Raw genomic sequence first — 19750 nt, forward strand, 5'->3', positions numbered from 1 at the left:
TACGAGCTGTGGACCGAGCCGTGGCCGTCGGCGGGGCGGTGCGTCACCGCCACGGCGGCGGTGACCGTCGCCAGCTCCGGCGTGGTGACCTCGGCGACCACCGAGCCGTGGTGCGACCGGTGACCGGCGGCTGGTTCGAGGTGCACGGCACGGGGCCGGTGCGGCTCGTCCCGCTCAGTGTGGACACGCTGACCATCGGCCGGGCCCCCGGGAACGAGCTGCCCATCGACAGCCGGCTGGTCTCCCGGCTGCACGCCCTGGTGGAGCGCTTCCCGTCCGGCTGGATCATCCGCGACCTGGGCAGCACCAACGGCACCACGGTCAACGGGGCGCCGCTGCGCGAGGCCCGCACCCTGCACGACGGCGACCGGGTGGAGGTCGGGCCGGCGCGGCTGGTGTTCCGGGCCCCCGGGCAGCACACCGGCACGCGGACCGTCGGCGTCGAGGCGCCGCCCGCCCCGCCGGTGCTGACCCGCCGGGAGGGTGAGCTGCTCGACGCGCTGTGCCGCCCGTACCTGGCCGGCGGCGACACCTTCCCGGAGCCGCCGGCGGTGCGCGTGCTGGCCGGCACGCTGGGCGTCAGCGAGAGCGCGGTGAAGAAGCACCTGACCCGGCTGTACGACAAGTTCGGCCTGGTCAGCAACGACGACCGGCGCCGGGCGCGGCTGGCCGCCGAGGCGGTCCGCCGGGGCGCGGTGAGCTGACGCGGGGCCGTTCACCTGGTACGACGGTGGGACCAGCCGAGCCGAGGAGGTACCGATGACCGGTGGACGGGAGACCGTGGAGGTCGACCCGGTGGTGTTCCGCGCCGTCTACGACTCGCCCGCCTCGCTGCCGGGCCGGCACTGCTGGACCACCCCGGAGTCGGACGTGCGCCGGCTGGAGAAGCTGCTGAACATGCCGGCGCGCAGCATCGGCGCCCCGCTGTGGGTGAGCGGCGACGAGCCGGACTGCCCGAAGTGCGGTCGCCGGGTGAACTGGTACGACATCGTCTCGTCGGCGCTGCACGGTGTGCACGACCGGGGGATGATCGCGCGGGTCATCCTCGGCGAGCGCAAGTACGTCAACACCGAGGTGCCGGAGGCCATCCCCGGCGTGCACTGCGCCGACTGCCGCACCCCGATCGAGGGGCTGCGCAGCTTCAAGTGCCACAACTGGGCGTACGCCTTCGAGGCGCTGGAGGAGATCGTCGGGCGGATGTCGGGCGTGCCGAGTCAGCCGGCCCCGCCCGCCTGAGCGCGCCGGGCCGGCCGGCGGCCGGGTGGTGACGGCGGCTCGGGCCCGGGGTCGGGCACCGGCGGCATGGGCCGGGTGACCGGTGCCGCCCCGGTCACCCGGAGCGGTTCGCCGCGGTGCCACAGCTCGACGGCGTCGGCGGGGCCACCGTCGGGCAGCTCGTAGCGGGCCGTGTCCGGGGTCAGCGTGATCCGCAGCCGCTGCCCGTGCCAGCGCAGGTGGAAGGCGAGCCGGGTGATCCGGCGGGGCAGCCGCGGGTCGAAGGAGAGCACGCCCCGGTCGTCGCGCAGGCCGCCGAAGCCCTGCGCCACCACCAGCCAGGCGCCGGCCAGCGAGGCCAGGTGCAGGCCGTCGGCGGTCTTGTCGCCGAGGTCCTCCAGATCCTGCAACGCGGTCTCGGCGAACAGGTCGTACGCCAGGTCCAGGTGGCCGACCTCGGCGGCGAGGATCGCCTGCACGGACGCCGACAGCGACGAGTCCCGGACGGTCCGGGCCTCGTAGTACGCGACGTTGCGGGCCTTCTCGTCGGCGGTGAACTCGCCGGGGCAGCGCAGCATGGCCAGCACCAGGTCGGCCTGCTTGACCACCTGCCGGCGGTACAGCTCCAGGTAGGGGAAATGCAGCAGCAGCGGGTAGTCGTCCGCGCGGGTGTTCGCGAAGTCCCACTCGGGCTGTTCGGTGAAGCCGGCCGACTGCTGGTGCACCCCGCGCTTGCCGTCGTAGGGGACGTGCACGGCGTCGGCGGCGGCCCGCCAGCCGGCGACCTCGGCCGGGTCGACGCCGAGCCGGGCGGCCGCGTCCGGGAAGCGCTCGGCGGCGTCGGCCGCGCCGCGCAGGTTGCGCCGGGCCATGAGGTTGGTGAAGAGGTTGTCGTCGACCAGCGCGGAGTACTCGTCGGGGCCGGTGAGCCCGGTCAGGTGGAACACGCCGGTGTCGGACCAGTGCCCGTACCGGTGCCAGAGCCGGGCCGTCTCGACCAGCAGCTCGACGCCGCACTCGCCGAGGAACTCCGTGTCGCCGGTGGCCGCCACGTAGCGCAGCACCGCGTCGGCGATGTCGGCGTTGACGTGCAGACCGGCGCTGCCGGCCGGCCAGTAGCCGGAGCACTCCCGGCCGCCGAGCGTCCGCCACGGGAAGGTGGCCCCGGCCAGTCGCAGCTCCGCGGCACGGTCCCGGGCCTCGGGCAGGTGCGCGTGCCGCCAGCGCAGCGCCGAGCGGGCGAGTCCCGGGGCCAGGTACGTCAGCACCGGCAGCACGTAGCCCTCGGTGTCCCAGAGCACGTGTCCGTCGTAGCCGTTGCCGGTCAGCCCCTTGGCCGGGATGGTCCGGTCGCCGTCGGCCCGACCGGACTGGAGCAGGTGGAACACCGCGAACCGGAGCGCCTGCTCGAGTTCCGGGTCGCCGTCCAGCTCGACGTCGGCGGTGGCCCAGGCGGCGTCGAGGGTGGCCCGCTGCGCGTCGAGCAGGGCCGGGAACCCCTCGGACCGGGCCGCGTCCGCCTCCGCGACGACCAGGTCGGCCAGGTCGCCGGCCGGGGTGCCGTCGACGTGCGCGCACTCGTAGGCAGCGAACTTGCCGATCCGGATCCGCTCGCCGGGCCGCAGCCGGCCGGTGACCGCCAGCCGGAACCGGTCGGGGGTCAGCTCGGTGTCGGTCGCGGCGGTGCCCGGCGCGTCGACCCGGTGGGCGACCGCGACGGCGACCCGCTGGGCGCTGCGCTCGGTGCGGTGCACCAGCACCCCGTCGGTGCCGTCGTGCCGGCCGGTCTCGGCGGTGAGCGGGTCGTGGATCACCGAGGCGGCACGCGGGTCGTCGGCGCGTTCCGGCACCCGCTCGTTGGCGAGCAGGTCGGCGGCGACCCGCACGTCGACCGGGCCGTCCAGTGGCTCGACCTGGTAGTCGACCGCGGCGACCGGCCGGCGGGGCAGCGAGACCAGCCGGGTGCTGCGGACCCGCACGCCGTGGCCGCCCGGCGAGATCCACTCGGTCTCCCGGCGCACCACCCCGGCGCGCAGGTCGAGGACCCGCTCGTGCCGCCGCACCGTCCCGGTCCGCAGGTCCAGCGGCTCGCCGCCGACCCAGAGCCGGACCAGCGCGGCGTTCGGGGCGCTGATCACGGTGTCGCTGTGCTCGGGGAAGGCGTAGCCGCTCTCCGGGTAGCTCACCTCGCGCTGCTCGTGGAACCCGTTGAGGTAGGTGCCCGGCATCTCGTAGGGCTCGCCCTCGTCGAGGGTGCCGCGCCAGCCCACCCAGCCGTTGCCCAGCGCGAAGGTCGACTCGGTTTCGCCGAGCCGGTGCAGGTCCGCCCCGGTGCGGCGGATCCGCCAGGTGTCGTCGCCCTGAGGGCTGTGCGGCACGGGTCCTCCCGAGGTCGCTACGTCGTGGCCACCGAATCAGACCCGGCTGAGAGGCGCCTGAGACTTCGGTGCCCCGACAGTCATTCCCCCACCACCCTCAAGGTGAACGGAGTATGAACAGTTGGTGAGGTGATTCATGACCGACGCCCTGGTGACAAACGTCCCGGATGTCAGTGCCGACTGGTACCACGACATCGTCGAGTTCGCCGACCGCACACCGGAACCGGTGCACTGGTTCGCGCTGCACTTCACCGAGGGGGCGATCGTCCTGCTCGGCATCCTGCTGGTGCTGGCCGCGCTGGCCCGGCTGGTCGGCGGTGACCTCCGGGGCCGGGCGCTGGCCCTGGCGGCCCCGGTCGCGGTGGTCTGCGCGTACGCCTCCAGCGAGGGGTTGAAGACTCTGATCGCCGAGGAGCGGCCCTGCCGCAGCCCGGCCGACCTGGTCATCGTGGCCGGGCACTGCCCGCCGGCCGGCGACTGGTCGTTTCCGAGCAACCACGCCACCATCGCGGGTGCGCTGGCCGCCGCCGCATTGCTGCTGCACCGCCGGATCGGCCTGGTGGCCGTCCCGCTCGCCGTGCTGGCCGCGTTCTCCCGCACCTTCGTAGGCGTGCACTATCCGCACGACGTGGCGGCCGGCCTGCTGCTCGGCGTCCTGGTCGGCACCCTGCTCACGCCGGTGCTGGCCCGCCCGGTGGCCGACGTCCTGCGCCGGCGGGTCCGCCGGGCCGCGACCCGCCCGGCCGTCCGGCCCGCGAGGCGCTGACCCGCCCGCCGCCGCTCACGTCGTCAGGACGAGGGTGGCGGCGGTGCCGAGGATGAGGAACGGGCCGAAGGGCAGGTGGCTGGACCACCGGACCCGGCGGGCGGCCAGCAGCGCGAGGCCGGCCACCGCGGACAGCGTGACCGCCAGCACCAGCCCCGCCACCAGCGCCGGCCAGCCGTACCAGCCGAGCAGTGCCCCGGCGCCGAGCGCCAGCTTGGCGTCGCCGAGGCCGAACCCGCGCCGGCCGAGCAGCAGGGTGGTCGCCGCGAAGCCCACGCCCAGGGCGAGCCCGGCCGCGGTGGCCCGCAGCCAGGGCGCCGGGCCGGGCCCGGCCAGCGCCGCCGCACCGAGCAGCACCCACACCCCGGCCGCCGCCGGCCAGGTCAGCCGGTCCGGGAGCCGGTGCACCGCCGCGTCGACCAGGGCCAGCGGCACCGCGCAGGCGAGCCACCAGGCGACCGCCGCCCGCGTGCCGGCCGGCCCGCCGGTGAGCACCACCGCCGCCACCGCGGCGACCAGGGCCACCTCCACCACCAGCGGCGCCGCGCCGACCCGGGCCCGGCAGGACGGGCAGCGGGCCGCCGGCCCGAGCGCCGGCAGCGGCCGGTCCAGGCCGATCGGCGCGCCGCAGCCGTCGCAGCCCGTCCGGTCGGGCACCCCCGGGGGTACGGCGTACCGCGCGACCGCCAACCGCAGCAGCGGGACGACCGCCAGGGCAGCCAGCAGCCGCACGCCCGGACGGCGGGCGGGGGCCGTCGGTGCGGTCGCGCGGACCCGTTCGGCGGTCACACCGGCTCCCCCGAACGGCCGCGCCTGCTTCCACTCTGGAGCACGCAGAGTGAGTCCTGATCTCTCGCCGTGTCACGGATGGCGCGGAAACCGGCGTCCGGCGGTCGGGTGGCCCGGTCCGGGCGGGCGGCGCCCGACGGCCGTCGGGCGGTCCGGGTGCCGGGGGGACGGATCGGACCAGAGGGACGCTTGACCCCCATTCCACCGCCCGATGACGCCCGCCCGGGACACCGGGTGTCGCGTCTGGGTGAACACACTCCTGCCACCGGCCGACCCGGGTGCGGGCCGTTCGTCGTCGTCCGGACACCCACCGGCCGCCACCACCTGTCATCACTCACAGTGTTCGGATGAATTGCCTCTGTTGCATCGGCGGACGTCAGCCTATGCTCGCCCCTTGGGTACGACGCAACCCCCGAACAATTGGCGTCGGAGGCCAACCGGAGACAACAGGTTTCGAATTCGTTAAAGATCAGTCGAGGTAAATGCAGCGGTAGCAGTTGTGGCCCGGCCGTACACATCCGGGCGCGCTTCCGCATGCCCGGAGTGCGTTGACGCGACCACTCCGGGCCGCCACCGAGGAGGGCCCGGCGTTGCGCACACGGCAATCCCGCCGATGGGAAATCTGCCTGCTCAGCCTTGCTCTGCTGACCGCGACCGCCGGTTGCGGCAGCGAGCCCGAGGCGGCGACCCGCCCGTTGACCGCGGGCGCCGCCGCTCCCGCGGCGCATTCCACCGCGGAGGAGGAGGCGGCCGGAAAAGCCGCTCTCGCCGCCTATTCCGGCTATCTCGACGCGTCCCGGGCGGCGAGCGCACGCAGCGATCCCGGGCATCCCGCACTGGCCCGATTCGTGGCGGATCCGCTGCTGACCCGGGTGCGGATGGCAATTCGTGACGCGAAGGAGCACGGCGCGATGCGTACCGGAAAACTGGTGTCCGACCCCACCGTGGTGTCGGTCGACCTGGCCGCCGATCCGCCCAGCGTGGAGATCCAGGACTGCCTGGACGCCACCGGCTACCGCCTCGTCTACGCCAAGGACCGCCGGGTCGTACCCGGCACCCGCGGCGGGCGCTACCTGGCGACCGCCACGGCCACCCGCTACCCCGACGGCCGGTGGCTGGTCAGCGCCGGCGCCGGCCACCAGGACCAGCCGTGTTGACCTGGGGAGGAAGGGGTGTCCCGGCCCGCCCGACCCGGGCCGGGACGCCCCGGCGGCTGCTGCTCACCGCCGGCCTGGCGCTGCTGCTCGCGCTGACCGGCGCGCCCGCGCTGCTGCTGACCGGCGCGCCCGCCCGGGCCGGCGACCCCGGTGGCGAGTGCCCGCCCGGGCAGAACGACTGCAACGTCTGGGACGACGAGCCCGGCACCCCGGGCGGGCCGGGCGGAGGCGGCAACCCCGGCGGTGGCGGCGGGGACGGCGGCGGCGCCGCCGCGAAGTGCCAGTGGAACGGCCGGGTCATCCCCTGCTACGACGACGTCCTCGGCTGGTTCAACAACGGCGACGGCTGCTACTACAAGCTGGCCGAGCCCCAGCCCGCCGCCCCGGAGGGCAAGCAGTGGTACGTGCAGACCTGCAACGGCGGTGACCTGGGCGCGCAGACCGTGGTGCTGCGCGACGGGCCGCCCCCCGGCTACGGCGCGCCGCCCGACCCGGAGGAGCTGGCCCGCCGGGCGCTGGCCTCGATCTCGCTGTTGCCGCCCCGGGTCGCGGTGGCGCCTCGGCGCAGCAAGGGCCCCGGCCTGGTGGGGCTGCCGGTCTGGATGTGGGCCAGCGGAGGGGCGTCCTACTTCGGGCCGCTGCACGCCTCCGCCTCCGACCGCGGGGTGACCGTCGAGATCACCGCCCGGGTGACCCGGATCGTCTGGGACATGGGCGACGGCACCGAGGTCACCTGCACGGGCCCCGGCACGCCGTACGCCTCCGACGGTCCGCGGGCCGGACTGACGTCGCCCGACTGCGGCTACGACAGCGGTTACGCCCGAGCCCGCACGTACGAGGTCAGCGCCACCACGTTCTGGACCGTCGAGTGGTCCGGCGGCGGCGAGAGCGGCGAGATCGCGCAGAGCCGGGTCAGCGGAACCGTTCCCGTGCAGATCAACGAACTTCAGGTGGTGACGCGGTGAGCGCGAGGAGTGAGCCGGTTTTGCGAGCCCCGCAGTCGCGAACGGAGGTGGCACAGTGAGTGTGGCGACGCGGAACGGCACTCCCCTGGACGCGCCCGTGGCGCCGCCCAAGGTGGTCCGGCAGCGGCGGATCCGCCCCGGCCTGCTCGGCCTGGCCGTGCTGCTCATCGCCCTCGGCGGGCTGGGTGCGGCGTTCGCGGTCACCTCGGTCCGGTCCACCGGCAGCTACCTCGCGGTGGCCCGGCCGGTCGAGGTCGGCCGGCAGCTCACCGCCGACGACCTGGTCCCGGTGCGGGTGTCGGGCGGGCGGGAACTCCAGCCGGTGCGGGCCGACCGGATCAAGGAGGTGCTGGCTCTGCGCGCGGCCGTCCGGCTCACCCCCGGCACGCTGCTGACCCCGGCCCAGCTCACCGACGCGCCACTGCTCGGCCCCGGGCAGCAGCAGATCGCGCTGGGGCTGAAGCCGAGCCAGGTGCCCGCCCGCAGGCTGCACCCCGGCGACAAGGTGCTCCTGGTCAGCACCCCGGACAACAGCTCCGGCAACGGCGGCACCCCGCGCGGCGGCGGCACCCGGTTCGAGGCCACAGTGATCGACACCGCCGCGCCGGAGAACAACGACGTGGTGGTCTACCTGGCCCTGGCCGTCCGGGACGTGCCGGCCGTGGTGGCGCTGGCCGCGGACGACCGGATCGCGCTCGTGCTCACCGGGGCGGCCTGATGGCCGTCATCGCCCTGGTATCGGCGAAGGGCTCGCCGGGCGTCACCACGGCCGCGCTGGCCGCCGCGCTGAGCTGGCACCGGCGGCTCGTGCTGGCCGAGTGCGACCCGGCGGGTGGCTCGGTCCTGGCCGGCTACCTGGGCGGGGCGCTCGACGGCCCGCGCGGCCTCGGCGAGCTGGCCGTCGGGGAGCTGCGGGACGGCAACCTGGAGAGCGCGTTCTGGTCGCAGCTCGTCGACCTGGACGCGCCGAAGCGGGAACGGCTGCTGCTGCCCGGCGTGGTCGACCCGGCCCAGGCCGGCAGCGTCACCCCGCTCTGGCAGCGCTTCGCCGACTTCTTCACCGGCCTGGAGAAGGGCGTGCCGCCGTACGACGTGCTGGTCGACTGTGGCCGGTTGCAGGTCGGCGGTCCACCGTGGCCCGTGCTGCGGGCCGCGGCCGTGGTGCTGCTGGTCACCCGGGCGCACCTGCCCGACCTGTCCGCCACCCGCGCCACGATCAAGGCCATCGAGCGGGACTTCGCCGAGCACCGGGTCCCCCCGGGCACCCTGCGCCTGCTGGTGGTCGGGGACGGGCACGGCACCAGCGAGATCAGCAAGGCGCTGCGGCTGCCGGTGATCGCCCGCCTGCCGCACGACCCGCGTACCGCCGCGGTGCTCGGGCGCGGCGGCACCGTACGCGCCAACCGGCCCCTCCTGCGCGCGGCAAGCCAGCTGGAGGTGCCGGTCCGGGCGCTGCTGGACCGGCGGCGGGCCCGGCTGGCCTGGCCGGGCGCCCCCGTCCCGCGCCCGGTGACCGCGCCGAGCACCCCGGGGGTGTCCGGTGCGGTTTGAGCCCGTCTCCCACGACCCGCGCGGGCAGCAGCCCGGCGCCACCTCGACGGTTCCCCCGCTGGTCCCGCCGAACGGGCGGCACCAGCTGCACCCGCCGCCCGCCGCGCCGGTCGCGCCGGCGGCACCGCCGCCCCGTCCCCGGATCGACTTCGCGGTGGTCCGCGAGCTGCGGCGGGAACTCAGCGAACGGCTCACCCTCTGGCAGCGCGGCCGGGAGTTCGACGCGGACGCCGAGGAGGTCGAGCGGGCCCGGCTGGCCGTCGCGGTGGTCTCCGCGTACGCGGACTCGGTGCGCCGCGCCGGGACGCCGATGGCCGCCGACGAGGAGCGGCTGCTGCTCGACCAGGTGACCGCCGAACTGGTCGGCCTGGGCCGGCTCCAGACGCTGCTGGTCGACGACACCATCGAGGAGGTGCACATCCTCGGCTGCGACCAGGTGCGCATCACCCGGCACGGCGGTGGCGTCGACTGGGCCGAGCCGGTCGCCGACAGCGACGACGAACTCGTGGAGATCCTCCAGGCGGCGGCCCGCCGGGCCGGGGCGACCGAACGGTCGCTCTCCACCTCCAAGCCGACGCTCGACCTGCAACTGCCCGACGGCAGCCGGCTCGCCGCGGTGTTCCTGGTCAGCCACCGCCCGTACGCGGTGATCCGGAAGCACAACACGCTCGCGGTGAGCCTGGAGGACATCGCCGGTGGCCGGCCCGACCTGGACGAGATGATCGACCCGCTGCTGCGCGACTTCCTCCGCGCCGCCATGCGGGCCGGGCTGAACATCATGGTGGCCGGGCTCGCCGGGGCCGGGAAGACCACGGTCATCCGGGCGCTGATGGACGAGATCCCGGCGGACGAGCCGTACGTGCTGCTGGAGGAGAGCCGGGAGCTGCTGCCGGCCCGCCACGCGCACAAGCACCGGGCGGTGATGAGCTTCGAGTCCCGGGAGGGGCACGGCGAGCGCGGGCTGGACGGTCGACCGGCCGGTGAGGTCAGCATCGCCGACCTGATCCCGGTGTCGCTGCGGATGGGCGTGCTGCGGATCATCGTCGGCGAGGTGCGGTCCCGGGAGATCGTGCCGATGCTCCAGGCGATGACCACCAGCCGCGGGTCGATGTGCACGATCCACGCGCGTACCCCGGCCGGGGTGGGCGAGCGGATCATCGAGCTGGCGCTGGCCCACGGCCGGGAGATGACGGTCGACCAGGCCCGCCGGATGGCCGGCAACGCGCTGGATCTGATCGTCTACGTCACCGTCGAGGACGAGACCGCCATCGGCGGCCGCAAGCACCGCTTCGTGTCGCACGTCGAGGAGGTCATCGGCGTCGGCGAGGGCAACCGGATCACCACCACCAGCGTCTTCGGCCCGGGGCCGGACGGCCGGGCGGTGCCCCGTCACCTCCCCGAACGGATCCGCGACCAGCTGCTGCGGGTCGGCTACGACGCCCGCCTGCTCACCCGGTTCATCGAGGCCGGCACGGGCGCCTGGCGGCGTCCCCGGCACACCCGGCTCGGGCGGCGGTGAACCCGTGAGCGCGAGGAGTGAGCCGGGTTTGCGAGCCCCGCAGTCGCGAACGAAGGCGAGCCCCGTGAGCGCGAGGAGTGAGCCGGGTTTGCGAGCCCCGCAGTCGCGAACGAAGGCGAGCCCGGCATGACGACGATCGAGCTCATCGCGCTGGTCTCCGGGGCGGCGTGCGTGGCCGGGCTGGTGCTCGCGGTGGTCGCGCTGGTCGGCACCCGCCGGCCCGCCGGGTCGACCCCGGGCTCCGGACCGGGGCTGAGCCGGCTCTGGACCGGCTCCGGGGCGAGCCGCCGGGAGCAGCACCGCTACCAACTCCTGCTCGGCGCGGCCGTGGTGGTCGGCGCGCTGGCCTTCCTGCTCACCGGGCTGCCGGTGGTCGGCCTGCTGGTGGCGCTGGCGGTGCCCGGGGTGCCGTGGCTGTTCGCGGTGGGCCGGGCCGAGCAGCGGGCCATCGCCCGGATCGAGGCGGTCGGCGAGTGGACCCGGCGGCTCAAGGACATCTCCGGCACCGGGCAGGGCCTCCAGCAGGCCATCATCGGCACCATCGCCACCGCACCGGAGGAGATCCAGGACGAGGTACGCACCCTGGCGGCCCGCCTCCAGGCCGGCTGGCTGGCGCGGTCCGCCCTGCTCGCCTTCGCCGACGAGATCGCCGACCCGGTCTGCGACCAGGTCGTGGCGGCGCTGATCCTGCACCTCACCGACCGGGGCGAACGCCTCGGCGACGTGCTCGGCTCGATCGCCACCGCCGCCTCGGCCGAGGTGGCCACCCGGCGGGAGGTCGAGGCGAAGCGGACGCAGCCCCGGTTCGCGGTCCGCTTCCTCACCGGGATGACCCTGGCCACGCTCGCGTACGGGCTGGTCAACAGCGACTACGTCCGGCCCTACGGGACGGTCTTCGGGCAGCTGGTCATGGCGGTGCTCGGGGCGGCCTTCGTCGGGCTGCTGGTCTGGGTGCGGTCGATGAGCCAGCCGCCCCGCCCGGCGCGTTTCCTGCCGGCGCCCGACCCCGAGGAGGCGATCGCATGATGGTCAACTGGCAGTTGGCGATCGCCGTGCTGGGCGGCGCGCTGGTGGGGCTGGGCCTGTTCCTGGTGGTCCGCGAGGCACTGCCGGCCACCCCGGCGCTCGGCCCGGCGCTGCGCCGGCTGCACCAGCCGCCCGGCCAGGCCCCGGTGGCCGGGCGGGGACCGGACTGGCTGGGCGGCGTCTCCCGCTGGCTGCGCCCCCCGCACCGGCAGCTCGCCCTGCTCGACCGGACCCCCGAGCAGTACGCCCTGTCCGTGGTGCTGTCCGCGCTGGTCGGGTTCGCCACCCCGGCGGTCGCCTCGGCCGTGCTCTTCCTGGGCGGGGTGGCGCTGCCACTGGCCGTACCGGTGCTCGGGAGCCTGGGGTTGGCGCTGGTCGCCGGCCTGCTCGCGCACCGCGCGGTCCTGGCCAGGGCGGACGCCGCGCGGGACGAGTTCCGTCAGGCCGTCTGCACCTACCTGGACCTGGTGGCGTTGCAGCTCTCCGCCGCGCACGGCCCGGTGCAGTCGCTGGAGCGCGCGGCGGCGGTCTGCGACGGCTGGGTCTTCGACCGCATCCGGGAGGCGCTGCGGATCGCCCAGCTCCAGATGCACTCCCCCTGGGACGAGCTCCAGGAACTGGCCGACCGGATCGGCATCCCGGAGCTGGGCGACGTGGGGGCCATCATGCGCTCCTCCGGCAGCGAGGGCGCCCAGGTCCACGAGACCCTGCGCAGCCGCGCCGACTCGCTGCGCGACCAGATCCGGACCGACAACCTGGCCCGGGCCGAGGGGGTGACCAGCCGGCTGGACATCCCCGGCTCGCTGCTGGTCTTCGTCCTGCTCGGTTTCGCCGTCTATCCGTTCCTCGCCCGCCTGTGAACCCACCCCGAGAAGGAGAAGCCCATGCACCTCTACACCTACGTCTACGCCGCGGTGAGCAGCCGCCTGGCGGAGCTGCGGCGGGACACCGAGCGGGGCGACAGCCCGGTGCCGACCGCGGTGATCATCTTCGGCCTGGTCGCGGTGGCCATGGCGGTCACCGCGCTCGCCCTGGCCAAGGCCAACAACTGGATGAACGCCATCCCGAACAACACGGCGCCGCAGGCCCCGTGATGCCCCGCCCCGCCCGTACGGACCGGAGCCGGCCGGCGACCGCCGGCCGGCGCGGCCCGGGGCGGATCACCACGGTCCTCCGGAGAAGGCTCGCCACGGGCGGGTCCGAGCGGGGAGCCAACCCGGTCGAGTTGGCGGTGGTGATGCCCGCGATCCTCGTGCTGCTCTTCGCCTCGATCCAGCTCGCGGTCTGGTTCGTCGCCCGGTCCACCGCCCTCAACGCGGCGCAGACCGGGGTGAACGCCCAGCGGGCCTTCCAGGCTCCGCCCGAGGCGGGCCGGGACCGGGCCACCACCTTCCTCCGCGCCGCCGGGGACTGGCTGGTCGGCTGGCAGAACCCCGGCCCCACCTGCGAGATCATCACGACCGGGGGCGCCCCCACCGAGGTCACCTGCACGGTCAGCGGGCGGTCCCTGTCGGTGATCCCGGGGGTCGACTTCCCGGTCCGGCAGACCGCGCACGGCACCGCCGAACGCTGGACGACGGGGTGAGGCGGGTGGCACGCGACCGGGGTTCCGTCTCGATCGAGGTGGCGGTGCTCGCCCCCGCCTTCATCGGGTTGATGGTGCTGGCCGGGGTGGCCGGACGAACGGCCGTCGCCGGCGAGGCGGTGGAGTCGGCCGCCCACGACGCGGCCCGGGCCGCCTCGATCGCCCGCGACCCGCGCACCGGCGAATCCGACGCCACCGACGCGGCTCGCCGCCAGCTCGACTGGTCGGGGCTGCGCTGCACGGCGCCACCGGTGCTGAGCCTCAGTGGCTCGGTGGGCGGCGCCGAGACCACCTTCCGGAACGCGTACGGCGGCGCACCGGGGGTGCCGGCGACCGTCACGGTCCGGGTGACCTGCACGGTCTCCTTCGACGACCTGCGGGCACCCGGGCTTCCGCTGGTGCTGGACGGCAAGACCGTCTCGGCGAGCTTCACCTCCCCGCTGGACACCTACCGGAGCCGCGGATGACCGGGTGGCGCGCCGCGGAGAGCGGCCGGGTGAGCCTCTTCCTGGCCGTGGCGATGATCGGCGTACTCGTGATCATCAGCCTGGCGTACGACGGCGCCGGGCAGCTCCGCTCGTTGCAGCGCGCGGACAACCTGGCCGCCGAGGCGGCCCGCAGCGGCGGCCAGATGATCGACCGGGCCAGCGCCATCGAGGGCGGCCCCAAGCAGATCGACGAGGTGGCCGCCCGGAAGGCCGTCGCGGGCTACCTCACCGCCGCCGGCGGGGTCCGCGACCACGACGTCACGTTCCCGGTGGTCGCCGGCGAACGGCAGATCCAGGTACGCGTCCGCATCACCTACCGCCGGGACCTGCTCGGTCTCTTCGGCTTCCAGAACACCGCCACCGTCACCGGTGAGGCCACCGCGCGGGCGCTCACCGGAGCCCCGTAGGAAGGGAAGGCAGCCATGGGTGCATCGCAACGCTCGGCCGTCCGGCGGACCGGCCAGGTCCTCACCGGGCTCGGCGCCCTCGTCGTGCTCTGCGCGGTGCTGGCCGGTGGGCCGGTCGCCCTCCTGGCCTTCGCCGGCAACCCCCTCCCCGACCACCTGCCCACCCTGGCCGAGGTGGGCACCACGTTGACCAGCCGCGACGACGGGCAACTCTTCCTGCGGGCGCTGGCCGTGGTGGGCTGGTTCGGTTGGGCCACGTTCGCCTTCTCCGTACTCGTGGAACTCCTCGCGGCGACGCTGCGCCGGCCGGCGCCCCGCCTGCCCGGGATGCGCCGCCAGCAGCGGGCCGCGGCCGCGCTGGTCGGCTCGGTCGCGCTGATCCTGGCGGCCAGCCCGGCCGCGGCGAGCGCCGCCACCCTGGCCGCGCCGCAGCCCGTCGCCGCCGCGCCGGCGGTGGTCACCCCGCAGGCCGGTCCCGCGCCCGCCGCCCCGCCCGTGCGGGCCGCCTCGGTGACCACCGACCCGGCCGTGTACCGGGTGGCGAAGGGCGACTACCTGGGCGAGGTGGCCGAACGCTACCTGGACGACTTCGACCGTTACCGCGAGGTGGCCCGGCTGAACCGGCTCGCCGACCCGGACCGGATCCGCCCTGGGCAGTTGATCAAGCTGCCCGAGGGATCGGTGGACGCGGGGGCCCGCCGGCACGCGACCGGCCGGCTCGTGGACACCTCGACCAGCCCGTCCCGGTCGGCTCTGGGCAAGGCAGCGACGCCGGGCGGCGGCGGCTCGTCCGCCACCACGCCGAAGGGCAAGCCCTCCCCGCACCCCACCGGACGGGACAGCACACCCACCGTCGAGGCGCCGGCCGGGCAGCCGCCGGCCATGTCGGCGGGCGCCTCCCGGGCCACCCCCGAGGACGGGATCAACCGCCCGCTGGCCATCTCGGCGGTGCTGGCCGTGGCCGCCATCGTGGGCGCACAGATCGGCGCGGTCCTCGGCCTGCGGCGACGGCCGGTCTCCCGGGCCGGCGTCCGGGCCCTCGTGACCGGCCGCCACCGCCGGGACTGACCCGGGGCCTGTGGACGGAAGCGGCCCCCGCAGGGGCCGCTTCCGTCGAAGATTTCGCCGGCGGTCAGGGAAGGCGGGCCTCCAGGCGGCCGTTGACGACCCGGGTGGGGAGGACGACCTGGTCGTTGCCGGACGGGCCGTGCACGACCTCGCCGCCGTTGAGGCGGAAGGTGCTGCCGTGCCACGGGCAGACGACGCAGGCGTGACCGTCGATCTCCTGCACCTCGCCCTCACCGAGCGGGCCGCTCTGGTGCGGGCAGCGCTCCAGCATCACGGTGACGTCGTCGCCGTGCCGGTAGAGGATCACCGAGACGTCGTCGATCTCCCGGGTGAGGAGCTGCCGCTGCGGCAGGCTCGACATGTCGCCGAGCGGGTGCCACCCCTCGCTGACCAGGTGCAGCTCGGAGATGCTCTGGCTGACCTGCGCGCCCTGCTTGTACGCGAGGTGCCCACCCAGGTACGCCCCGGCGCTCGCCGCCGACAGCCCCAGGTAGGAGAGCGCCCGACCCATGTTGTGCCGCCCGTTCAGCCGGGCCGCCAGCGAGCTGGCGTAGAGGACCACGCCGATCGTGTTCGCGGCGGCGTGCACGAGGCCGATCCGGCGCTGGTCCCGCGAGAGGGCCGCCCAGTCGTTGAGCCCGGCCACCGCCGCCGGCAGCGCGCTGACCGTGCCGACCCCGACCAGGGCGGTCGCCGCGCGCCGCTGACCGGGCATCAGGTCCACGACGGCGGCCGAGATCCAGGCGCCGACCGGCACCTGCACCATGGCCGGATGCAGCGGATGCCCCAGCCAGACGCCGTGCAGGAAGTCCCGGACCCGCTGGGGGCGCAGGGTGCCCTGGACGGCGCGCTGCAACCGGTCACCCACCCGGTCGAGCGCCGTGGCCTGTTCGATCTTCGTCAGTAGTTCGCGCACGTGGTCCGACTTCCCGGCAGGAGAGGTCCCAAACCGGGCGGCGACGACGGATCACCCCATCGGGTGGTTCTCGTCCGCCCGCCAGCGGTCGGTGTGCAGCGCGGCGGCGAGCGGTCGGGGCGTACGCCAGCCGTGCCGGACCAGGTCGGGGACGGTCTGGAGGTGACTCACCGGGCCCACGCACAGCCAGGCGACCGGCCGGATGCCGGGCGGGATGCCGAGCAGGTCCGCGAGGAACGGCTCCCGGTAGAAGGAGACCCAGCCGACGCCGAGCCCCTCGGCCGTGGCGGCCAGCCAGAGGTTCTGGATGGCCAGGCAGACCGAGTACAGGCCGGCGTCGGCGATGGCGTGCCGGCCGAGCACCGCCGGCCCACCCCGCTGCGCGTCGTACGTGACAACGACCGACAGCGTCGACTCCAGCACCCCGTCGATCTTGATCCGGGCGAACCGCTCGGCCGCCGCACCGTCCAGCGTGGCCGCGAAGGTGTCCCGCTCGACCTGGACGTGCGCGTGGAACCGGCGCCGGGTCTCCGGGTCACGCACCAGGACGAAGTCCCAGGGCTGCGAGTTCCCCACGCTCGGCGCGGCGTGGGCGGCGGTGAGGATCCGATCCAGGACGTCGTCCGGCACCGGCTCCCCGGTGAACTCGGCGCGCACGTCGCGGCGGCGGTGGATGACGTCGTACAGGTCCACAGGCAGGCTCCCGCTGCGCTCCACCGGCTTACCGGTTCTCCCCGCGCACGCGGGGCACCTCGCATGATCATTGCCGCCGCCGATGCTATCGACGGCGGGGCCGCCGGAGCGAGGGTGGCTCGGGGGCGAGGTCAGGCGGGTGGGGCGAGCTCGCGCAGCACCTGGCTGAGCCGGTCGATGCGCGACTGCGCCTCGGTGCGCAGTCGCTCGGCGAGCGCGTGCCAGTCCTCGGCGTTCGGCGCCTGCCCCGGTGGCAGCCCCGCGAGTGCCCGGCCCACCTCGGCCAGGGTGAGGCCGACCCGCTGGCACGCCTCGATCATCGCCAGGCGGCACATCACGTCGCCGTGGTAGCGGCGCTGGTTGCCGGCCGTGCGGTCGCTGCTGATGAGGCCCTGCGCCTCGTAGAACCGGATCGCCGATGCGGAGACGCCGCTGCGTTGCGCGACCTGGCCGATCGTCAGGCCGGGCTCGTGCCAGTCGAAGGACGTGTCCTGCTTCACGCCCCGAGTATGCCCACCGCATGTTGACCTCAACAATTGTTGAGGTTCTACGGTCGGCTCCATCGAGTTCCCGAGAATTCCCTGGAGGCGACGATGATCCTGGTGACCGGTGCGACGGGCAACGTCGGGCGGCGCGTGGTCGAGCGGCTGGCTGCGGCGGGTCACGGCGTACGGGCCGTCACCCGCGACCCGAGCCGCGCGAGCCTGCCGGCGGGTGTCGAGGTGGTGGCCGCCGACCTGGCCGATCCGGAGACGGTGCGCCCGCACCTGGACGGTGTCCGCGCGGTGTTCCTGATCTGGCCGTTCGTCGACCCGGCCACGACGGCGCAGCTCGCTCCGCGCGTCGCCGCCGTGCTCGCGAGTGCCGGGTCGCCGCGGGTGGTGTACGTGTCGGCCGCCTCCGCCGAGGCCGACCCGGGCTCGTTCTGGGCCCTGGTGGAACGCGCCATCGTCGCGTCGGGCGTGCCCTGGACGATGCTGCGCCCCACCGGGATCGCCACGAACACGCTGGCCTGGGCGCAGTCGATCCGCGCCGAGGGCGTGGTGCGCTGGCCGTACGGCGCGGCGGCCCGTTCGATGGTCCACGAGGACGACATCGCGGCCGTGGCGGTCGAGGCGCTGACCACCGACCGGCACGACCGGCGGACCTACGTGCTCAGCGGCCCGCAGACGGTCACCCAGGCCGAGCAGGTGCGCCTCATCGGTGCGGCGATCGGCCGCGACCTGAGGTGGCAGGACGTGCCCGCCGAGGCGGTGCGCCCGATGCTGGCCGCAGCGATGGGCAGCGCCGCCTTCGCGGATGCGGCGCTGACCGGCTGGGCCGCCATGGCGGAGACTCCGGAGCAGGTGACCGGCGACGTGGCGGCGGTGCTGGGCCGCCCCGCCCGGACGTTCGCCCACTGGGCCGCCGACCACGCGGCCGACTTCGCCTGACCTACCCGGGCGCGTGCGACGCGGCACGTCCGGGAAATGCCTGGCGGTGGGCGCCGTCGCCAATCATCGTGGTCCGGATGTACGCGCACCTCTCCCGTACCCCCTCGGCCGCCCCGGCGGCCCGGCTCGTCGTGGCGCTGGGCCGGCCCGAGGCCGTGCCCCCGCCGCTGCTGATGCTGCTGGGCATGGTCTCCACCCAGGTCGGCGCGGCGGTGGCCAAGCAACTCTTCGCCGCCACCAGCGCCGGGGGTACGACCACCCTCCGGCTGGGCCTCGGCGCGCTGGTGCTCCTGGCGGTCACCCGCCCGGCCCGCTGGCCCGGCTGGCGGGCGGCCGGCGTGGTCGTGGCGTTCGGGGTGGCCATGGCCGCCATGAACCTCGCCTTCTACGCCGCGCTCCAGCGGGTGCCGCTCGGGGTGGCCGTCACCGTCGGTTTCGCCGGCCCGCTGGTCGTCTCGCTGCTGGGCAGCCGCCGGGTGGTCGACGTGCTGTGGGCGGTGCTGGCCGGCACCGGGGTGCTGCTCCTGGCCGGGTTGGGCGGCATCGGCGTCGACCCGCTCGGCCTGCTGCTCTGCGGGCTCATCGCGGTCGGTTGGGCCGGTTACGTGCTGCTTGGCAAGGCGATGAGCGGCCACCTGCCGGGCACCCGGGGGCTGGCGCTGGGCATGGCGGTGGGCGCGGTCTGCGTACTCCCGTTCGGGATCGTGTCGGGTGGCGCCGAGCTGCTCGACCTCCGCGTCGTGGCGCTCGGGCTGGGCGTGGCGCTGCTGTCGTCGGTGCTGCCCTACTCGGCGGAGCTGGCCGCCCTGCGCCGGATGCCGGCACGGGTGTTCGCGGTGCTGCTCAGCCTGGAGCCGGCGGTGGCCGCGGTGGTCGGCGTGCTGCTCCTGGGCGAGCTGCTGGCCTGGCCGCAGCTGGCCGGCGTGGCCTGCGTGGTGGGCGCCGCCCTCGGCGCCACCCTGGCCCGCCGGCGGGCGGAATAGAGGGAGCTGGCGCGGCGGGCGCCGTCGAGGGCATGCTGAGCCGATGGGGGTACGCGTCGAGCACGCCGGACCGGTGACCACGGTGATCCTGGACCGGCCGGAGGCCCGCAACGCCGTCGACGGCCCGACCGCCCGGGCCCTGGCCGACGCGTTCCGCGCCTTCGAGGCGGACCCGGACGCGGCGGTCGCCGTGCTCTGGGGCGCGGGCGGCACGTTCTGCGCCGGCGCCGACCTGAAGGCTATCGGCACGCCGCGCGGCAACCGGGTCGAACCCGAGGGCGACGGTCCGATGGGCCCCACCCGGATGCGCCTGTCCAAGCCGGTGCTCGCCGCGATCTCCGGCTACGCGGTGGCCGGCGGCCTGGAGCTGGCGCTCTGGTGCGACCTGCGGGTCGCCGAGTCGGACGCCACGCTCGGGGTGTTCTGCCGGCGCTGGGGCGTGCCGCTGATCGACGGCGGGACGGTGCGGCTGCCCCGGCTCATCGGCGAGAGCCCGGCCATGGACCTGATCCTCACCGGCCGCCCGGTGCCCGCCGACGAGGCGTACGCGATGGGTCTGGTGAACCGGCTGGTCGCGCCGGGCGCGGCCCGGGCGGAGGCCGAGCGGCTGGCCGCGGAGATCGCCCGGCACCCGCAGACCTGCCTGCGCAACGACCGGGCCGCGGTGCTGTCGGGCGCCGGTCTGCCCGAGCCGGAGGCGCTGGCCACCGAACTCGCCTTCGGGATGGAGTCCCTGGTCACCGACGCCGTGCAGGGCGCGGCCCGGTTCACCGCCGGTGCCGGCCGGCACGGCGCGCCGGCCGGCTGAGGG

General features: G+C 75.3%; 23 protein-coding genes. 18 read left to right on the forward strand and 5 right to left on the reverse strand.

Annotation, left to right across the window (positions count from 1 at the left end; all coding sequences use genetic code 11):
* The first annotated feature begins 119 nt into the window (after positions 1 to 119).
* Together F8274_RS05110 and F8274_RS05115 are read left to right on the forward strand one after the other, a co-directional pair.
* Positions 120 to 704 carry an FHA domain-containing protein gene (locus F8274_RS05110; RefSeq protein ID WP_225853615.1) on the forward strand — a complete coding sequence of 195 codons (585 nt, stop codon included), beginning with the start codon at positions 120 to 122 and terminating at the stop codon, positions 702 to 704.
* Between the two features lie 55 nt (positions 705 to 759).
* A complete protein-coding gene (locus F8274_RS05115; RefSeq protein WP_151461117.1) occupies positions 760 to 1236 on the forward strand; it encodes a hypothetical protein in 477 nt (158 codons plus the stop codon).
* Here the strand turns inward: F8274_RS05115 and F8274_RS05120 are convergent.
* Complete coding sequence (locus F8274_RS05120; protein ID WP_151461118.1) at positions 1215 to 3593, reverse strand: glycoside hydrolase family 65 protein; 2379 nt, start codon at positions 3591 to 3593, stop codon at positions 1215 to 1217. The two genes, F8274_RS05115 and F8274_RS05120, sit on opposite strands and share 22 nt — an antisense overlap.
* Positions 3594 to 3729: 136 nt before the next feature.
* On the opposite strand from F8274_RS05120, the gene F8274_RS05125 reads away from it, so the two are divergent.
* A complete protein-coding gene (locus F8274_RS05125; protein WP_151461119.1) occupies positions 3730 to 4359 on the forward strand; it encodes a phosphatase PAP2 family protein in 630 nt (209 codons plus the stop codon).
* Positions 4360 to 4374: 15 nt separating this feature from the next.
* Here F8274_RS05125 and F8274_RS05130 read toward each other — a convergent pair whose 3' ends face one another.
* Entirely contained in the window at positions 4375 to 5148 is a 774-nt protein-coding gene (locus tag F8274_RS05130) for an A24 family peptidase (protein WP_151461120.1), read from the reverse strand.
* A gap of 590 nt (positions 5149 to 5738) precedes the next feature.
* On the opposite strand from F8274_RS05130, the gene F8274_RS05135 reads away from it, so the two are divergent.
* The 12 genes from F8274_RS05135 (at position 5739) to F8274_RS05190 (ending at position 14914) form a co-directional block, all read left to right on the forward strand.
* Positions 5739 to 6305 carry a hypothetical protein gene (locus F8274_RS05135; RefSeq protein WP_151461121.1) on the forward strand — a complete coding sequence of 189 codons (567 nt, stop codon included), beginning with the start codon at positions 5739 to 5741 and terminating at the stop codon, positions 6303 to 6305.
* Entirely contained in the window at positions 6299 to 7270 is a 972-nt protein-coding gene (locus F8274_RS05140) for a hypothetical protein (RefSeq protein ID WP_151461122.1), read from the forward strand. The genes F8274_RS05135 and F8274_RS05140 overlap by 7 nt, the downstream gene beginning before the upstream one ends.
* Before the next feature lie 55 nt (positions 7271 to 7325).
* Entirely contained in the window at positions 7326 to 7988 is a 663-nt protein-coding gene (locus F8274_RS05145) for an SAF domain-containing protein (protein WP_151461123.1), read from the forward strand.
* Positions 7988 to 8821 carry a ParA family protein gene (locus tag F8274_RS05150; RefSeq protein WP_151461124.1) on the forward strand — a complete coding sequence of 278 codons (834 nt, stop codon included), beginning with the start codon at positions 7988 to 7990 and terminating at the stop codon, positions 8819 to 8821. The genes F8274_RS05145 and F8274_RS05150 overlap by 1 nt, the downstream gene beginning before the upstream one ends.
* Positions 8811 to 10340 carry a CpaF family protein gene (locus F8274_RS05155; RefSeq protein WP_151461125.1) on the forward strand — a complete coding sequence of 510 codons (1530 nt, stop codon included), beginning with the start codon at positions 8811 to 8813 and terminating at the stop codon, positions 10338 to 10340. The genes F8274_RS05150 and F8274_RS05155 overlap by 11 nt, the downstream gene beginning before the upstream one ends.
* Before the next feature lie 126 nt (positions 10341 to 10466).
* The gene (locus F8274_RS05160; RefSeq protein WP_151461126.1) at positions 10467 to 11366 is read left to right on the forward strand and encodes a type II secretion system F family protein; all 900 of its coding nucleotides are present in this window, start codon (positions 10467 to 10469) and stop codon (positions 11364 to 11366) included.
* The gene (locus F8274_RS05165) at positions 11366 to 12226 is read left to right on the forward strand and encodes a type II secretion system F family protein (RefSeq protein ID WP_151461175.1); all 861 of its coding nucleotides are present in this window, start codon (positions 11366 to 11368) and stop codon (positions 12224 to 12226) included. Before F8274_RS05160 ends, F8274_RS05165 begins: the two co-directional genes overlap by 1 nt.
* Before the next feature lie 24 nt (positions 12227 to 12250).
* Positions 12251 to 12460 carry a hypothetical protein gene (locus F8274_RS05170; protein WP_151461127.1) on the forward strand — a complete coding sequence of 70 codons (210 nt, stop codon included), beginning with the start codon at positions 12251 to 12253 and terminating at the stop codon, positions 12458 to 12460.
* Positions 12460 to 12951 carry a TadE/TadG family type IV pilus assembly protein gene (locus F8274_RS05175; RefSeq protein ID WP_151461128.1) on the forward strand — a complete coding sequence of 164 codons (492 nt, stop codon included), beginning with the start codon at positions 12460 to 12462 and terminating at the stop codon, positions 12949 to 12951. Before F8274_RS05170 ends, F8274_RS05175 begins: the two co-directional genes overlap by 1 nt.
* Before the next feature lie 5 nt (positions 12952 to 12956).
* Entirely contained in the window at positions 12957 to 13418 is a 462-nt protein-coding gene (locus F8274_RS05180; RefSeq protein WP_192579713.1) for a TadE/TadG family type IV pilus assembly protein, read from the forward strand.
* Positions 13415 to 13846 carry a pilus assembly protein TadG-related protein gene (locus F8274_RS05185; RefSeq protein WP_151461130.1) on the forward strand — a complete coding sequence of 144 codons (432 nt, stop codon included), beginning with the start codon at positions 13415 to 13417 and terminating at the stop codon, positions 13844 to 13846. Before F8274_RS05180 ends, F8274_RS05185 begins: the two co-directional genes overlap by 4 nt.
* A 15-nt stretch (positions 13847 to 13861) precedes the next feature.
* The gene (locus F8274_RS05190) at positions 13862 to 14914 is read left to right on the forward strand and encodes a LysM peptidoglycan-binding domain-containing protein (RefSeq protein WP_151461131.1); all 1053 of its coding nucleotides are present in this window, start codon (positions 13862 to 13864) and stop codon (positions 14912 to 14914) included.
* Positions 14915 to 14978: 64 nt separating this feature from the next.
* On the opposite strand, the gene F8274_RS05195 is transcribed toward F8274_RS05190, so the two are convergent.
* The 3 genes from F8274_RS05195 to soxR form a co-directional block, all read right to left on the reverse strand.
* Entirely contained in the window at positions 14979 to 15830 is an 852-nt protein-coding gene (locus tag F8274_RS05195) for a Rieske 2Fe-2S domain-containing protein (protein WP_151461132.1), read from the reverse strand.
* Positions 15831 to 15881: 51 nt separating this feature from the next.
* Complete coding sequence (gene bluB, locus F8274_RS05200; protein ID WP_151461133.1) at positions 15882 to 16523, reverse strand: 5,6-dimethylbenzimidazole synthase; 642 nt, start codon at positions 16521 to 16523, stop codon at positions 15882 to 15884.
* A 131-nt stretch (positions 16524 to 16654) separates the two neighbouring features.
* On the reverse strand, positions 16655 to 17023 hold the full coding sequence (soxR, locus tag F8274_RS05205) for a redox-sensitive transcriptional activator SoxR (protein ID WP_225853616.1): 369 nt from the start codon (positions 17021 to 17023) through the stop codon (positions 16655 to 16657).
* A gap of 93 nt (positions 17024 to 17116) precedes the next feature.
* Between soxR and F8274_RS05210 the strand changes: the two genes are divergently transcribed.
* The 3 genes from F8274_RS05210 (at position 17117) to F8274_RS05220 (ending at position 19747) form a co-directional block, all read left to right on the forward strand.
* Positions 17117 to 17956, forward strand: a complete 840-nt coding sequence (locus F8274_RS05210; protein WP_151461135.1) for an SDR family oxidoreductase — start codon at positions 17117 to 17119, stop codon at positions 17954 to 17956.
* Positions 17957 to 18033: 77 nt separating this feature from the next.
* Positions 18034 to 18939: a DMT family transporter gene (locus tag F8274_RS05215; RefSeq protein ID WP_151461136.1), complete on the forward strand. Its 906-nt coding sequence runs from the start codon at positions 18034 to 18036 to the stop codon at positions 18937 to 18939.
* A gap of 43 nt (positions 18940 to 18982) precedes the next feature.
* Positions 18983 to 19747 carry a crotonase/enoyl-CoA hydratase family protein gene (locus tag F8274_RS05220; protein WP_151461137.1) on the forward strand — a complete coding sequence of 255 codons (765 nt, stop codon included), beginning with the start codon at positions 18983 to 18985 and terminating at the stop codon, positions 19745 to 19747.
* Positions 19748 to 19750: the final 3 nt, after the last annotated feature.

Origin of the sequence: Micromonospora sp. AMSO31t, from assembly GCF_008868175.1 — a bacterium.
GTDB lineage: Bacteria > Actinomycetota > Actinomycetes > Mycobacteriales > Micromonosporaceae > Micromonospora.

Bases quoted from the DNA above. Each gene is read 5' to 3' on its own strand.
- F8274_RS05115 (WP_151461117.1), top strand. From the start codon at position 760: ATGACCGGTGGACGGGAGACCGTGGAGGTCGACCCGGTGGTGTTCCGC.
- F8274_RS05125 (WP_151461119.1), top strand. From the start codon at position 3,730: ATGACCGACGCCCTGGTGACAAACGTCCCGGATGTCAGTGCCGACTGG.
- F8274_RS05150 (WP_151461124.1), top strand. From the start codon at position 7,988: ATGGCCGTCATCGCCCTGGTATCGGCGAAGGGCTCGCCGGGCGTCACC.
- F8274_RS05160 (WP_151461126.1), top strand. From the start codon at position 10,467: ATGACGACGATCGAGCTCATCGCGCTGGTCTCCGGGGCGGCGTGCGTG.
- F8274_RS05165 (WP_151461175.1), top strand. From the start codon at position 11,366: ATGGTCAACTGGCAGTTGGCGATCGCCGTGCTGGGCGGCGCGCTGGTG.
- F8274_RS05170 (WP_151461127.1), top strand. From the start codon at position 12,251: ATGCACCTCTACACCTACGTCTACGCCGCGGTGAGCAGCCGCCTGGCG.
- F8274_RS05175 (WP_151461128.1), top strand. From the start codon at position 12,460: ATGCCCCGCCCCGCCCGTACGGACCGGAGCCGGCCGGCGACCGCCGGC.
- F8274_RS05185 (WP_151461130.1), top strand. From the start codon at position 13,415: ATGACCGGGTGGCGCGCCGCGGAGAGCGGCCGGGTGAGCCTCTTCCTG.
- F8274_RS05190 (WP_151461131.1), top strand. From the start codon at position 13,862: ATGGGTGCATCGCAACGCTCGGCCGTCCGGCGGACCGGCCAGGTCCTC.
- F8274_RS05210 (WP_151461135.1), top strand. From the start codon at position 17,117: ATGATCCTGGTGACCGGTGCGACGGGCAACGTCGGGCGGCGCGTGGTC.
- F8274_RS05215 (WP_151461136.1), top strand. From the start codon at position 18,034: ATGTACGCGCACCTCTCCCGTACCCCCTCGGCCGCCCCGGCGGCCCGG.
- F8274_RS05220 (WP_151461137.1), top strand. From the start codon at position 18,983: ATGGGGGTACGCGTCGAGCACGCCGGACCGGTGACCACGGTGATCCTG.